This is a genomic window from Flavobacterium tyrosinilyticum (genome assembly GCF_023656565.1).
GTDB lineage: Bacteria > Bacteroidota > Bacteroidia > Flavobacteriales > Flavobacteriaceae > Flavobacterium > Flavobacterium tyrosinilyticum.
The window spans coordinates 306,136-321,858 of record NZ_JAMOKG010000004.1 but is presented as its reverse complement, the minus strand read 5'-3'; the positions used below and the strand labels follow the sequence as shown (position 1 = coordinate 321,858).

The 15,723-nt window shown below is 29.6% G+C and carries 15 protein-coding genes; all 15 read left to right on the top strand.

The window, feature by feature from the left end; genetic code table 11:
* Positions 1-4: 4 nt before the first annotated feature.
* Entirely contained in the window at positions 5-1,000 is a 996-nt protein-coding gene (locus tag NCC77_RS21645) for a GDP-mannose 4,6-dehydratase (RefSeq protein WP_250837442.1), read from the top strand.
* A 22-nt stretch (positions 1,001-1,022) separates the two neighbouring features.
* Positions 1,023-1,778 (top strand): glycosyltransferase family 2 protein, encoded by a 756-nt coding sequence (locus tag NCC77_RS21640; RefSeq protein WP_250837441.1) that lies wholly within the window; start codon positions 1,023-1,025, stop codon positions 1,776-1,778.
* A gap of 1 nt (position 1,779) precedes the next feature.
* Positions 1,780-2,970: a glycosyltransferase gene (locus NCC77_RS21635; protein ID WP_250837440.1), complete on the top strand. Its 1,191-nt coding sequence runs from the start codon at positions 1,780-1,782 to the stop codon at positions 2,968-2,970.
* Positions 2,971-3,117: 147 nt separating this feature from the next.
* Positions 3,118-4,359, top strand: a complete 1,242-nt coding sequence (locus tag NCC77_RS21630) for a hypothetical protein (protein ID WP_250837439.1) — start codon at positions 3,118-3,120, stop codon at positions 4,357-4,359.
* 12 nt (positions 4,360-4,371) lie between these two features.
* Positions 4,372-5,667 carry a glycosyltransferase family protein gene (locus tag NCC77_RS21625; protein ID WP_250837438.1) on the top strand — a complete coding sequence of 432 codons (1,296 nt, stop codon included), beginning with the start codon at positions 4,372-4,374 and terminating at the stop codon, positions 5,665-5,667.
* A 37-nt stretch (positions 5,668-5,704) separates the two neighbouring features.
* A complete protein-coding gene (locus NCC77_RS21620; protein WP_250837437.1) occupies positions 5,705-6,736 on the top strand; it encodes a polysaccharide biosynthesis protein in 1,032 nt (343 codons plus the stop codon).
* Positions 6,737-6,791: 55 nt separating this feature from the next.
* The gene (locus tag NCC77_RS21615) at positions 6,792-7,910 is read left to right on the top strand and encodes a polysaccharide biosynthesis C-terminal domain-containing protein (RefSeq protein WP_250837436.1); all 1,119 of its coding nucleotides are present in this window, start codon (positions 6,792-6,794) and stop codon (positions 7,908-7,910) included.
* Positions 7,911-8,000: 90 nt separating this feature from the next.
* Positions 8,001-9,134 (top strand): non-hydrolyzing UDP-N-acetylglucosamine 2-epimerase, encoded by a 1,134-nt coding sequence (gene wecB, locus NCC77_RS21610; RefSeq protein ID WP_250837435.1) that lies wholly within the window; start codon positions 8,001-8,003, stop codon positions 9,132-9,134.
* Between the two features lie 19 nt (positions 9,135-9,153).
* On the top strand, positions 9,154-9,939 hold the full coding sequence (locus tag NCC77_RS21605; protein ID WP_250837434.1) for a glycosyltransferase family A protein: 786 nt from the start codon (positions 9,154-9,156) through the stop codon (positions 9,937-9,939).
* Complete coding sequence (locus NCC77_RS21600; protein WP_250837433.1) at positions 9,936-10,523, top strand: LbetaH domain-containing protein; 588 nt, start codon at positions 9,936-9,938, stop codon at positions 10,521-10,523. Before NCC77_RS21605 ends, NCC77_RS21600 begins: the two co-directional genes overlap by 4 nt.
* A gap of 3 nt (positions 10,524-10,526) precedes the next feature.
* Positions 10,527-11,660: an NAD-dependent epimerase/dehydratase family protein gene (locus NCC77_RS21595; protein ID WP_250837432.1), complete on the top strand. Its 1,134-nt coding sequence runs from the start codon at positions 10,527-10,529 to the stop codon at positions 11,658-11,660.
* Complete coding sequence (locus NCC77_RS21590) at positions 11,657-12,697, top strand: WaaS/CpsH family glycosyltransferase (RefSeq protein WP_250837431.1); 1,041 nt, start codon at positions 11,657-11,659, stop codon at positions 12,695-12,697. Before NCC77_RS21595 ends, NCC77_RS21590 begins: the two co-directional genes overlap by 4 nt.
* A 1-nt stretch (position 12,698) precedes the next feature.
* Positions 12,699-13,622, top strand: a complete 924-nt coding sequence (locus NCC77_RS21585) for an NAD-dependent epimerase/dehydratase family protein (protein WP_250837430.1) — start codon at positions 12,699-12,701, stop codon at positions 13,620-13,622.
* The gene (gene gmd / locus NCC77_RS21580; protein WP_250837429.1) at positions 13,619-14,737 is read left to right on the top strand and encodes a GDP-mannose 4,6-dehydratase; all 1,119 of its coding nucleotides are present in this window, start codon (positions 13,619-13,621) and stop codon (positions 14,735-14,737) included. The genes NCC77_RS21585 and gmd overlap by 4 nt, the downstream gene beginning before the upstream one ends.
* Positions 14,738-14,784: 47 nt before the next feature.
* A complete protein-coding gene (locus tag NCC77_RS21575; protein WP_250837428.1) occupies positions 14,785-15,717 on the top strand; it encodes a GDP-L-fucose synthase family protein in 933 nt (310 codons plus the stop codon).
* The last annotated feature ends 6 nt before the right edge of the window (positions 15,718-15,723 follow it).

Here is a 15,723-nt window from a genome sequence, read left to right as displayed (position 1 = left end):
TATAATGGGGAAAATATACACAAAAACGGCTCTTATTACAGGGATTAGCGGACAGGATGGGGCTTATCTCTCTAAATTATTATTGAGCAAAAGTTATAAAATCATTGGAGTAACAAGAAGTCATCATGAAGATAATTTAAGTAAACTTAAAAGACTTGGTGTTGATAGTGATATAATTATGGAGGAATGTGATTTACTTGATATATCAAGTATAATCAACATGATTAATAAATACAAACCCGATGAAATTTATAATTTGGCGGCACAGAGTTCTGTTGGATTGTCATTTACACAACCTATAGGTACAATAAATTTCAATATTGTTTCGGTACTAAATTTGTTAGAAGCCATTCGTATAATTAAACCGGATGTTAGATTTTATCAAGCATCGAGTAGTGAAATGTATGGAAAAGTAACAAACTTACCTGTTACCGTAAATACTCCGATGCATCCATTGAGTCCGTATGCTATTTCAAAAGCATCAGCACATTGGATAGTAGTTAATTATAGAGAGTCTTATGGGGTATATGCTTGTAATGGTGTCTTATTTAATCATGAATCTTTTCTGAGGTCTAATGGTTTTTTTGTTAAAAAAGTTTTGCAAGAAACGGTTAGAAACAAGAATAATGCTAATTGGGTTTTGAAGGTCGGTAGTATTGATATTAAAAGAGATTTTGGATATTCACCAAGTTATGTAGAAGCAATGTGGTTAATGTTACAAGCTGAAAAGGCAGATGATTTTATTATTTGTTCAGGAAAAAGCATAACGTTGCGATCTATTATTGAGTATGTCTTTAAGAAACTTGATGTTTCAATAAATAAATTAGTAATTGATAACGATTTTATGAGACCAACTGACATAGAAGATATTTATGGGGACAACACGCCTGCAAAAACAAAATTGGGTTGGCAGTATGATCTCGATTTTTATCAGGTTTTAGATCTTTTAATAAAAGAAGAGCTAGATTTTCTAGATCGAAAAGAAGTTGTTAATGCGTAAGTTTTATTATTTGTAAACAAAAATGAATACACAATTACCTCTTATTTCTATCATAACAGTTTCATATAATGTGGTTAATACTATAGAAGAAACAATACTGAGTGTAATTAATCAGGACTTTGATAATTACGAATACATCATAATTGATGGAGGTAGTAAAGATGGAACATTGGAGATTATTAAAAAATACGAAGACAAAATCACTCTTTGGTTATCAGAACCAGATAAAGGCATTTATGATGCAATGAACAAAGGAGTTCTATTAGCAAAAGGTGAATGGGTTAATTTTATGAATGCCGGAGATTTGTTTGCAAATAACATTTCTAAGTTGTTAAATGAGGCCCTGGTAGATAAAAATCATGATGTCATTTATGGTGATGTTTTTATAAAAAAAAATGGAGTTTTAAGTCTTGATAAAGCAAGAGAGATATATCAGTTGAACTATTCTCTTAATTTTTGTCATCAAAGTTCTTTTGTAAGAAGAGAAATATTGGTTAAATATCCTTTTTCTTTAAATTATAAAATATCTTCAGATTATAATTTGTTTTTAAATTTATTTATCAAAGGCTATAATTTTCATTACATAAAAAGTGCCATCTCAATATTTGAATATGGTGGAATTTCTTCTGGAACTAGTAAAAAATATATTAAAGAACGATTTTTAATTTTATCTAATTCCCATAAAGGATTTAAGAATAAAGTTTGGTTTAATTATAAATTTGTTAAAATGCTGCTTCCATTTAATAGAGCTACTATCTTAAATTTTTTTAAAAACTAGTTTGAAAAATATTCTTATAATTCACCACGGAAGGGGTGTTGGGGGAGGTCTAATTGCTTTGTTAGGACTTATTGAAGAACTTAAATTTAAAAATAAGGTTCAAGTTTTATGCGTCTTTGATAGTGAAGCAGTTCAATATATCGAGAAATTAGGTGTCACAGTAACTATTGCAAAGTCAAGATTTTATTCAAAATTTTATGGAATCTTTGTTCATAGCGAAGCATCTTATTTTGATATAATTGATTTTTCTAGGAATTTAAAAAATATAATTAGTTTTTTTTTAAGTAAATATATATTCGCCAAAAAAGAATTATCAAACTTAAACATAGAATCTGATATAATTTATCTGAATTCTACTTTTATATCTGATTGGGCGCTGGCAGCAAAAAAGAATAAAAAAGAAACTTTTATTCATATTAGAGAGCCCCTTGCTAGAGGTGTTTTTGGAATTAGAAAAAGTATAATAAAAAGTGGCATAAATAAATATTGTGATCAAATTATTGCAATATCTAGAGATAATGCTTTAAGAGTTGGTTTAGAAGACAAAACTAATATTGTATATGATCCAGTAGTAGTTAAGGGCAGAAGCACTTCGCATGAAGTAAATCAAAATCAAAATTTTAAACATTTCTTGTATATGGGAGGAATGCAACGAATAAAAGGTTTTGAGCAATTTGTTCAAGCTTTACCTTTTTTAAATGAAAATGTTAGGATTTATTTCTTAGGAGGGGATTTCAGATTTCCAGATAACAAGCTAAAAAGATTTATTTTATTTTTTGATCCCTATATGTGGAGAATTAATTCATTAATTAAGAGTTTGAATAAGTCTAAACATATTATTAAAATTGGGTTAGTTGATAATATATTTGATTACTATGCTAATTCTATATCTTTAATCTCTCCATTTTCAAAACCTCATGCAGCGCTTCCTATTTTAGAATCATTTTCAGTGGGGAAACCAGTAGTTGTTTCTGCTATTATGGGTATGGATGAATTAGTTGATTTAAATAATGGATTGTTTTTTAAAAATGGAAGTGGCGAAGAATTGGCAAACGCAATAAATAAAATGTCAACTTTAAATAATTCTGAATATTTGCATATGTGTAATAATGCAAAGAATAAGTTTGTTGAAATAGTAGGGCAAAATCAATCTGTACAATCTATTATTGATAAGCATTTTTTATCAATTTAATAAGCTCATAAAAAGTAGTTCAATCAAAAATATTATTATATAGTAAGGTTTTAATATATTAATTAAAAGATCTCCAAATTACTTCTAAGAATTTGGTAAGAGACTTTTATTTTAGGATTTTATAATATTATAATAAATAAAAAATTAATGATAAATATAAAAAATAAAGAATCAGATGATCAAACTAATTGGATGCATTATCTTATATTTTTTATAGTAATATTTGTTTCTGATGATACTTTTAATTTTGGTACCAACGAGAATCTAGTTTATATTGCAGTAAAATACCTAATATACCTTTTATTAACAGTATATCTACTGACGATTTCTAACTTAAAGTTTTTGACGATTTTAACTAAGAGTAGTTTAGTCTTTTATTTTATAGTCTTTTCTGTTTTTATCACCGTTTTTTTGAATTTTGACTTTTCTGGGGGCTATGTTTATCAAATATGGTTGTTTTTTTTAGCATTGATAATTGTAAATTTTTATTCATATAAAAATTTTATAGATGTTTATTTGAAACTAATTTATATTTTAAGTTTCATTTCATTAATCATATTTGTAATTGCGTCAATTTCCTTATCTTTTTTTGAAATATTCCCAGTCCAATATAATTCGGCTGGAGCAACAATGTATAATTTAGGAGTTGCTATTGTTTTTGCTGACGGTAGTTATGTAAGGAATACTAGCATTTTTAGGGAACCAGGTGTTTTTATGATTTATTTAAATATAGCAATATTATTTGAGTTGTTTTTTAAAAGTGAAATCAATAAAAAATATCTTTTTGTTTTCATATTGGCTTTATTTAGCACATTTTCTACAGCGGCATTTATTACAGTAGGAATTATCTTTATCTCATTCTTGTTTACAAATAATAAAAGTAAAGCCTCAATAAAAAATAAAAGTTTAATTGTTGCATTACTGTCGATTGGTTTTATAGTTGTTCTTTTGTCGGGCGAACTGTATAGCATGATTTTTGAAAAAATGGGAAAAGATAACATTGGAGATGGTAGCTCACTCGCTAGAGCGATGTCCGTTCTAGCTAATTTCAATATTTTTTTGGATAATATTTTCTTTGGTGTAGGAATTAAAAATTATCCATTGTTCTTTGAAAAATACACTCGTGCCCTTATTGGTTTTGGATTGGATGTAGGAAATAACACCAATACAATTACGACAATATTAGCGGTTTATGGATTTTTATTTGGTTTTTTATTTATTTATATGCTGATTAGTTTCGCAAAAAAAACGTCTAATTCAATCATTGTTAGAACTTTTATATTTTTGGTTTTGATTATGTTATATAGTAATGAAGAATTAAGATACTCTTTAATGTCGGCAACATTTTTAATGTGGGGGTTACTTAGTAGAAAAAAAGTAGAAAATTAAAATAAGTTTATTGTGAAGATTTTAATAGTATCGTATGATTTTTATCCTGAAGCTAAGCCTAATACTTACCGTTGGTTTAATATCGCAAAAAAATGGGTTGACGAAGGCATAGAAGTACATGTTATTACCGCTAATAAAAATACTTATCTAGAATTTGAGGAAATTGAAGGAGTTAAAATTTATAGGACAACGGAGTATTTTTTAGGGAATCTCAAATATAAATTTAGGGGGAATCTTCAAATCAATTCTCTGGACATAAGTAAACAGAGAATAACTTTTAAAGTTGCAGTTAAAAAAATGTTTAGAAAAATTTATGATTTGACATGGTCAAATTTATATTGGCCTGATCATTCTTTTTTATGGCAATTTTCTGCCGTTCCTATGGCCTCAAAAATTATTGATGAAAATAAAATTGATAAGCTAATTACTGTATCATGGACATTTTCTGCCCATCGAATTGGTTATAAGTTAGCAAACAAACATAAAAATCTTTACTGGCTTGCAGATACTATAGACCCATTTAGTTACAACGCAAAGGTCAATAATACATTTCTCTATGGTAAATTAAACAGGGCATTCGAGAAAAAAATATTTGAAAAGGCAGATTTAAATTGTGTATTGACAGATAGAATTAGAAAAAAATATGTTTCACTATTTCCAAATTTAGAAAATAAAATAGTTGTAAATAACAATGTTTTTATTCCTACTGATTACAACTATTCGAATGAAAAAAGTTTGAAAGAGAAAAAAATAAAAATAGTTTTTTTAGGAACCTTAAGTACTAGTACTAGATCCCCAGAAAATTTGCTTATTTTATTAAAAAAATTAGTGATTAGATATCCAGATTTGAACTTTACTTTTGATTTTTATGGAGATTTTACTGATACTGCTATACTTTTTCAGCAATATCCACAATTATTAAATGATCATATCAAGTTAAATGGATTTATAGATAGAACTGAATTGAACTTAGTTATAAAAAATGCTGATGTTCTATTGAATATTGGTAACAATAATGAATATCAAGAGCCAAGTAAACTTATAGAATACATGTATTCAGGAAAAAAGATACTTAATATTTGTTCCATTATGAATGATACTTCAGCTGAGTTATTAAAGATATATCCGTTAAGCTTAAGTATTTTTTCAAATGAGATAGATCATATGGAATCTGTTGAAAAAATGGTAGATTTTTTTCAAGAAGATGCTATCATTGATGAAGAATCTTTGAAAAGTATTTTAAAAGATTATTTATTCGAAAATGTCGCGAATAAATATCTAAATTTTATATCAGAAAGGAAACAATAGGGTTTCATCGTTTAAATTAAAGGAAGAAAATATTAATATGTTCAAAGATAAAATATTACTTATAACAGGAGGTACAGGCTCATTTGGTAATGCAGTTTTAAATAAATTTCTTACTACAGACCACTTTAAAGAAATTCGTATTTTTTCACGAGATGAAAAAAAACAAGATGATATGCGCAATCATTTAAAAAGTGATAAACTTAAATTCTATATAGGAGATGTAAGGGATTATAGTAGTGTAGAACGTGCAATGCGTGGTGTTGATTATGTTTTTCATGCAGCCGCTTTAAAACAAGTGCCTTCATGTGAGTTTTTCCCTCTAGAGGCTACTAAAACAAATGTAATGGGGACTCAGAATGTTATTGATGCAGCTGTTGCAAATAAAGTAGAAAAAGTTATTTGTTTGAGTACTGATAAGGCTGCTTATCCAATCAATGCTATGGGGATATCTAAAGCATTGATGGAAAAAGTTGCTGTAGCCGCATCTAGGAATTCTAAAGATACTACTGTTTGTTTAACAAGATATGGAAATGTAATGGCTTCGAGAGGATCTGTGATTCCTTTGTTTTTGAAACAAATAAAAGAAGGTAATCCGATTACAATTACAGATCCTAATATGACTCGTTTCTTGATGTCATTAGATGAAGCTGTAGATTTAGTTTTATTTGCATTTGAACATGGAAATCCAGGAGATTTGTTTGTAAACAAGGCTCCAGCAGGTACAATTGGAGATTTGGCACAAGCATTAAAGGAGCTTTGTAACTCTAATAACGAAATTAAAATTATTGGAACACGCCACGGAGAAAAATTGTATGAAACTTTGTGTACGCGTGAAGAAATGTTGAAAGCAGAAGATATGGGAGATTTTTATAGGATTCCAGCTGACAATAGAGATTTGAATTACGCACAATATTTTTCAGAAGGTGAAAAAGATATTTCATTTATTGAGGACTATCATTCTCATAATACCGAACAGCAAGGTGTTGAAGGAATGAAAACATTATTGTCAAAATTACCTCTTATAAGAAAAGAAGTATTTGGGGAAGATGTAATTCAAATGCCAGGATAGTAGGGTCCTTTAAAATTAATTTGATCAAGAATATTTTTAAAGAATAAACATAAATATGTTAAAAGTAGGGATAACTGGGCAGGCAGGGTTTGTTGGTACACATTTATATAATACATTAGGACTTCACCCGGAAGAATTTCAGAGAATAGAATTTCAGAAAGATTATTTTGACGATGATGATCTATTAAATGAATTTGTAGCAAAGTGTGATGTAATAATTCATCTTGCCGCGATGAATCGACATAATGATCCACAAGTCATCTACGATTCAAATATTGGGTTAGTTAAAAAATTAATTCGTTCTCTTGAAATTTCGAACAGTAAAGCTCATGTTATTTTTTCGTCGTCTACTCAGGAAGAAAGGGATAATCTTTATGGGAAATCTAAAAAAGAAGGCCGTGAAATGATGTCTGCATGGGCAGAAAAGTCTTCGGGAAAATTTAGTGGACTGGTTATACCTAACGTTTTTGGACCTTTTGGACAACCTAATTATAATTCAGTAATAGCAACTTTTAGTCATAAAATATCTAGAAATGAAAGTCCTTCTATTGAAATTGATGCCGACCTAAAATTAATTTATGTAGGAGAGTTAGTTGAATTTATTCTAAGAGAAATAAAAGCAGGAAAAGGGAATGAAAAGGTAGTTATAGAACATACTTCCCAATGTAAAGTGTCAGACCTTCTAGCTTTGCTAACATCGTATAAAGAACAATATCAGGATAAAGGAATAATTCCAGCTATAGATAATGTATTTGAACTTAATTTGTTTAATACTTATCGTAGTTATATTGATATAAAAAATTATTTTCCAGTAAAATTTACCCAACATACAGATACTAGAGGTAGTTTTGTAGAAATTATTCGTTTAGGTGTAGGAGGACAAGTTTCATTTTCTACTACTGTTCCAGGAATTACAAGAGGGAATCATTTTCATACCAGAAAAATAGAACGTTTTGCGGTAATAAAAGGTAAAGCGCTAATTCAGCTACGCCGTATAGATAGTCATGAAGTAATCGATTTTTATTTAGATGGCAATGAGCCTGCGTACGTTGATATGCCAATATGGTACACCCATAATATTAAAAATATTGGTGATGAAGTATTGTATACGAACTTTTGGATAAATGAATTTTTTGATCCAAATGATCCAGATACCTATTTCTTAGATGTATAATAATGAATAAGTGTCTTTTCTAAGTATTTTATAAAAATATTAACTAATTATTGAAAAACACTATCACTTTAGGATAGAGAAAGATTATATATGAAAAAGTTAAAAGTTATGACGGTGGTTGGAACCCGTCCTGAAATCATCAGACTTTCGCGTGTTATGGCTGCTTTAGATGATTCACAAGCGATTGAGCATATAATTGTACACACGGGGCAAAATTATGATTATGAATTAAATCAGATTTTTTTTGAAGATTTAAATATAAGAAAACCGGATCATTTTTTAAATGCAGCTGGAGTAACTGCTACTGAAACAGTAGGCCAAATTTTAATAAAAATTGATCCTCTTCTCGAAGCTGAAAAACCAGATGCTTTTTTAGTTTTAGGAGATACAAACAGTTGTTTATGTGCAATACCTGCTAAAAAAAGACATATTCCTATTTTTCATATGGAAGCTGGAAATCGTTGTTTCGATCAAAGGGTTCCAGAAGAAACTAATCGTAAAATTGTAGATCATATTTCAGATATTAATCTTACTTACAGTGATATTGCACGAGAATATCTATTAAGGGAGGGCTTATCTGCAGATAGAATTATTAAAACTGGTTCGCCAATGTTTGAAGTTTTAAATCATTACATGAATGATATTAATTCATCAAATATTCTTGAAAAACTTAATCTTGAAAACGAGAAATTTTTTGTTGTGTCGGCTCACAGAGAAGAAAATATAAATAGCGAGAAAAACTTCAAAGGACTAATGGATACTCTAAACTTAATTGCGGATAAATATAAATTTCCAATTATTGTTAGTACGCATCCTAGAACACAGAAAATGATTGATGCGAAACAGATTGCAATGAGACCTGAAGTCCAGTTTTTAAAACCGATGGGATTTAATGATTATAATGCTTTGCAAATGAAATCTTTTGCAGTCTTATCTGATAGTGGTACAATTTCAGAAGAATCTTCTACACTGAATTTTCCAGCTTTAAATATTAGAGATGCTCATGAGCGACCAGAGGCGATGGAAGAAACTTCAGTTATGATGGTTGGTCTAAATCCAGAGAGAATTATGCAAGCCCTTGTACAATTACAAACACAAAAGAGAGGGAAAGATCGTAATTTCAGACCGGTGGCCGATTATTCTATGCCAAATGTGTCTGAAAAAATGGTCAGAATTATTTTGAGTTATACCGACTATATTAAACGTGTAGTTTGGAGCGAATAATTAAATAAAATAATTGATTATGATTTCTGTAATTATTCCAATGTATAATTCAGCAGGTTCCATTGAAAGGGCATTAGAGTCTGTTATTAATCAAGATTATGATGGCTTGATTGAGGTTATTGTCGTGAATGATGGTTCAAAAGATGATTCTGTTAAAATAGTAAAAGCATTTATTGAATGTAATAATCATATAGGTATTAGCTTAATTTCACAAGAAAATGGAGGAGTTTCAAAAGCTAGAAATACGGGTTTAAAAAATGCGAAGGGTGATTATATTGCTTTTTTAGATTCTGATGATGCTTGGTTCCAAGATAAACTTAGTCGACAAACAAAAATTTTTGAAGAGAAACCAAATGTTGATTTTTTAGCAACAGCTTTTGAAGGATTTTATATGAAAAATAGATTAGAAGGAGAGTTGATAAATGTGAAATTTATAAATTTAATATTTAAAAATTTTTTCCAACCTTCAACTGTTTTAATGAAAAAAGCTATTGTCGATAAAATTGGATTATTTGATGAAACTCAAAAATATGCCGAAGAGGGAAACTTCTTCTTTAGGGTGTCTCAGGAATTCAACTGTTTTTTTTATAATAAAAAACTAATAATTTATGGTGATGGAAAAACTGGTTTTGGTGAAAGTGGACTGAGTGCTAATCTAAAAGAAATGGAAAAAGGGGAACTTAAAAATCTTAAATTTGCCTTTAAAAATAATTGGATAAGTATTGGTACATATATAATAGCTGTTACTTTTTCTGTTCTTAAATATTTCAGAAGAATTGTAATAGTGTTTCTTAGAAAAAAATGAATAATTATAGTATTGCTCAAGTTTTATATTTAATTTATTGTAAATTACGAGGTTTTTTTGTTTTTAAGGAAGCAAGACTTGTAAGGTTTCCAATTGATCTTCGAGGTGCAAAATATATTAAAGTTTCGAAGGGGTTTACCACAGGAGTTGGATGTCGATTAGAAGCCTATCCAATGAACCGCGAACAAACAATGTTTTTTGGAGAAAACGTTCAAATGAATGATTATGTTCATATAACCGCCATGAAAAGTGTAATAATTGGAAGTAATGTACTTTTAGCAAGTAAAATATATATATCAGATTGTTCGCATGGTAGCTATAACGGTGATGAATTTGATAGTAACCCTAATATAATACCGAATAAAAGAACATTAATTGCTAAACCAGTTGTAATTAATGATAATGTTTGGCTAGGGGAATTTGTTTCCGTATTACCAGGGGTTGTAATTGGAAAGGGAACAATAGTCGGAGCGAATTCAGTCGTATCTAAAAGCCTTCCGCCGTATGTTATTGCTGTCGGTTCACCTGCAAAACCAATTAAGGAATTTAATTTTGAAACTCAGAAATGGGTTAAAATTCAGTAAAATATGAAAAATGTATTAATTACCGGAGGAGCCGGATTTATAGGAAGTAATTTATCATTAAAATTAATTGATAAAGGATATAATATAACAGTCTTGGATAATTTATCTCCTCAAATTCATGGAGATACTCCAGAGTTAACATCTCCCTTATATAAAAGTATTAAAGATAAAGTAACGTTTATTAGAGGAACGGTAACTTCTAGAAAGGACTGGGAACTGGCTCTTGAAGGACAAAATATAATTGTGCACTTTGCTGCTGAAACAGGTACTGGGCAATCGATGTATTGTATTGAAAAATATACTGAAGTAAATATTCAAGGTACTGCAATTATGCTTGATATATTGGCAAATAATCAGAATTCTGTCGAGAAAATTGTAATAGCATCTTCGCGATCTATTTATGGAGAAGGAAAATATAGACATCCAGAATTAGGAATTGTTTATCCAAAACATAGGGGAGAAGAAAATATGTTAGCTGGAAATTTTGATCTTACATATGCAGACAACCAAAAACTGGAATTATTGGCAACTGATGAAGATTCAAAAATACATCCATCTTCGGTTTATGGAATCACAAAGCAGAATCAAGAACAGATGATTATGACTGTTTGCCCAACAATAGGTATTGCCCCTGTTGCTTTTAGATATCAAAATGTCTACGGTCCCGGACAATCATTGTCAAATCCTTATACAGGAATTTTATCTATTTTTTCGACACAAATTAGAAATAATAATCCGATTCAAATTTTTGAAGACGGAAAAGAAACAAGGGATTTTGTTTTTATTGATGATGTAGTATCAGCGACAATTCTTGGAATTGAAAAAAGTGAAGCTAATGGGCAAGTTTTTAATGTAGGAACTGGTGTAGCTACAGATGTTCTCGAGGTGGCAAATTCCTTAATTAAAGCTTATGAAATAGATGTTCCTGTCACAATAACAAGTAAATTTAGATTAGGTGATATACGTCACAACTATGCGGATTTAAATAAAATTAAAAATTTATTAGGATTTGAGCCAAAAGTTTACTTTAAAGAGGGAATTGAGAAATTTTCTAAGTGGGTTTTGCAACAAGAAATTCAAGAAGATAAGTTAAGTATTTCACTTGAAGAAATGAAGAAGAAAGGTCTGCTAAAATGATATTAAAAGATAAGCTGGATAATAAAAAAATACTTTTCTTTTCCGTCCAGACCTTTAATCTAGAGAAGGAGATTATAAAAAAGTTAGAGGAGCTTGGTGCCCAAGTTGATTACTATGATGAAAGACCTTCAAATAATAGTTTTGTTAAAGGAATTATAAGGGTTAAAAGGAATTTTTATCAGAAAAAAATAGATAGTTATTACAGGGAGATCTTGCTAAAAACTAAAAATGAAATTTATAATTATTTGTTTGTAAATAGAGGTGAGGTAGTTCCAGAATTTTTTCTTCAAAATTTTAAGAAAGATCATCCGGAGTGCGAATGTATTTTTTATACTTGGGATTCATTTACAAATCACAGTCACCCTACTCAGATATTAAAATACTTTGATAAGAAGTTTACTTTTGATCCTGATGATGCAGTAAAATTTAATTTGAATTTTCGACCTTTGTTTTATTTAGACTCTTTTAAAAACATATATAAGGACATTAATGAAAAATCTAAATATGATTTGCTTTTTCTTGGCACAGCCCATTCAGATAGATATACAATAAGTAGTAAAGTAAAAGAATGGTGCGATTTAAATAATTTGGCTTCATATTGTTATTATTTTATTCATGGTCGTTTAGTTTATTTTTATAAAAAGAAATTTGATAAGACTTTTCAATTATTTGATTATAAGAAATTAAGCTTCAAAAGCTTAACAACGAATCAAATATTAGAATTATATAAAGATTCAAAAGTTATTTTAGATATCAATCACCCAGGTCAGAAAGGATTAACAATGAGGACGTTTGAGACTATTGGAGCAGGTAAAAAAATGATTACTACTAACTCTGAAATTAAAAAATATCCTTTTTATAATACTAATAATATATATGTAATAGATAGAAACAGCATTGTTATGGATAAAAACTTTTTTGAATTGCCTTATGTAGAAGTTGATAAAGAATTATATTACAAAGCTTCAATAGAAGGCTGGTTAAAATGTATCTTTGTAGAAAATGAATCAAAGTATTGGATTAAAGATATAAATTAGAATGAAAATAACCATAACTGGAGGTAGTGGTTTTGTGGGGGGCAATCTTAAAAAAGATTTAGGAACTTCGAACGAAATTGAGTCAAAGAGTATCAGATATGTTCCCAATCAGGAGTTTGATCTTAAAACAGATGCAATAATTCATCTAGCGGGAAAGGCACATGACCTGAAAAATGTATCACAACCAAATGAATATTATGATGCCAATTTTGAGTTAACTAAACAACTTTTTGATGGTTTTTTGGTTTCGGACGCTAAGATTTTTATTTTTATGAGTACGGTTAAAGCATGTGCTGATGAGGTTGACGGAATTTTAACAGAAGAAGCTCAATGTAATCCTAAAACTCACTATGGCATAGCAAAGAAAATGGCAGAAGATTATATTATAAGCCAAAAAAATCCTTATGGTAAACGCGTTTATATCTTAAGACCCTGCATGATTCATGGACCAGGAAATAAAGGTAATCTCAATCTTTTATATCAATTGGTTTCTAAAGGTTTACCTTGGCCCTTAGGGGCTTTTAAAAATCAACGTTCATTTTTGAGCATTGAAAATCTTTGTTTTGTCATTAAGGAGTTGTTAGAGAACAAAATGATTCCTTCTGGTATTTATAATATAGCGGATAATGAAGTTTTGTCAACTAATGAATTAATTAAAGTTTTAGGTTCTACCTTAGGAAAGAAAAGTTTAATATGGAATATTAATTCATCTTTTATTAAATTTCTGGCTAAATTTGGAGATTATTTTCATATGCCATTAAATTCAGAACGTTTGCAAAAGTTAACGGAAAACTACGTAGTCAGTAATAAAAAAATAATTAGTGTTCTCGGAAAATCATTACCTATTGTTGCTGAAGTTGGGTTAATGAAAACATTTGAATCTTTTAAGATAAATAATAAAAAAAATAAAAAAATAAATAAATGAAAGTAGCACTTATAACAGGAATTACAGGACAAGATGGATCATATTTAGCAGAATTATTGCTGGAAAAAGGATATGTGGTTCATGGCGTTAAAAGAAGAGCTTCTTCTTTTAACACTCAACGTATTGATCATATATATCAAGATCAGCACGAAGCTAATGTGAATTTTAAGCTACATTATGGAGATTTGACAGATTCTACGAATGTTATAAGAATTATTCAAGAGGTGCAACCAGATGAAATATATAATCTTGGAGCTATGAGCCATGTTAAGGTCTCTTTTGATTCTCCAGAATATGTTGCAAATGTAGATGGTATAGGAACTTTAAGAATTCTAGAGGCAGTTCGTATTTTAGGGTTAGAAAAGAAAACTCGTATTTATCAAGCATCAACATCCGAATTATATGGTGGCTTAGCTGAGAATAAAAATGAAAAAGGCTTTTATGATGAGAATTCACCATTTTACCCGCGTTCGCCTTATGGTGTAGCTAAAATTTACGGTTTTTGGATTACCAAAAATTATAGAGAAGCTTACGATATATTTGCTTGTAACGGTATTTTGTTTAACCATGAATCACCACGTCGAGGAGAAACTTTCGTAACTCGTAAAATTACTATGGCTACGGCCGCTATTGCTTTAGGAGAGCAAGATTGTTTGTATTTAGGAAATCTAGATGCACAACGTGATTGGGGACACGCAAAAGATTATGTAGAAGCAATGTGGCGTATTTTACAACAGGATGTTGCTGAAGACTATGTTATTGCTATGGGAGAAACTACATATGTTCGTGATTTTGTTAAAATGTCATTTGCAGAAGTAGGGATAGATATCGAATTTAGAGGTGAAGGAGTAGAAGAAAAAGGATATGTTGCTTCTTGTAGTAATGCTGAGTATCAAATTGAAATAGGTAAACAAGTAATTTCTGTTGATCCACAATATTTCCGTCCAACAGAAGTAGATTTGCTTATTGGAGACCCTACTAAATCAAAAACAAAATTAGGATGGGTTCCTAAATATGATTTGGCAGGACTAGTTAAAGAAATGATGATATCTGATCTTAATTATGTTAAGAAAGAAAAGATGTTAAATGAAGTAAGATCAGCTATTAGATATTAATTTAGATATATTAGAATACTTCATATTCAAGATCGAAGAGTAACACTATGAATTTACAAGATAAAATATACGTAGCTGGACATAGAGGTATGGTAGGTTCGGCAATTTTACGTCAATTAAAAGAAAAAGGATATACAAATTTCGTATTGAAAACTTCTTCAGAATTAGATTTGAGAAATCAGCAAGCAGTAGCAGATTTTTTTGCTGAAGAAAAGCCTGATTATGTTTTTTTAGCAGCAGCAAAGGTTGGAGGTATTATTGCCAATAACACTTATAAAGGGGATTTTATCTATGAAAATCTAATGATTCAAAATAACATTATTCATCAATCTTATTTAAACAATGTAAAAAAGTTGATGTTTTTAGGATCTTCTTGTATTTATCCTAAGATGGCGCCTCAGCCATTAAAAGAAGAGTATATGCTTACAGGAGAATTAGAGTCTACTAACGAGCCTTATGCCATTGCAAAAATTGCTGGAATTAAAATGTGTGATGCGTATAGAGATCAATTTGGATGTAATTTTATCTCTGTTATGCCAACAAATTTGTATGGGCCTAATGATAATTACGATTTAAAGAATTCTCATGTTCTTCCTGCAATGTTAAGAAAATTTATTACTGCAAAACGTAATAATGACTCTTCTGTTACTATTTGGGGAACAGGACACCCAAAAAGAGAATTTTTACATGCAGATGATCTTGCCGAAGCGTGTCTATATTTAATGGAAAACTATAATGAACAAGGATTAGTAAATATTGGAGTAGGACAAGATATTTCGATTTTAGATCTGGCTATTTTGGTGAAAAAAATAGTTGGTTTTGAAGGAGAAATTTTGACGGATACCTCTAAGCCAGATGGTACGCCTCGTAAACTAATGGATGTTTCAAAATTAAATAGTTTTGGATGGAAAGCTAAGACTAGCCTAGAAGAGGGGATTAAGAAAGTATATCAAGAAATAAAAGATACTAATTGGGAGTAAGGTCAT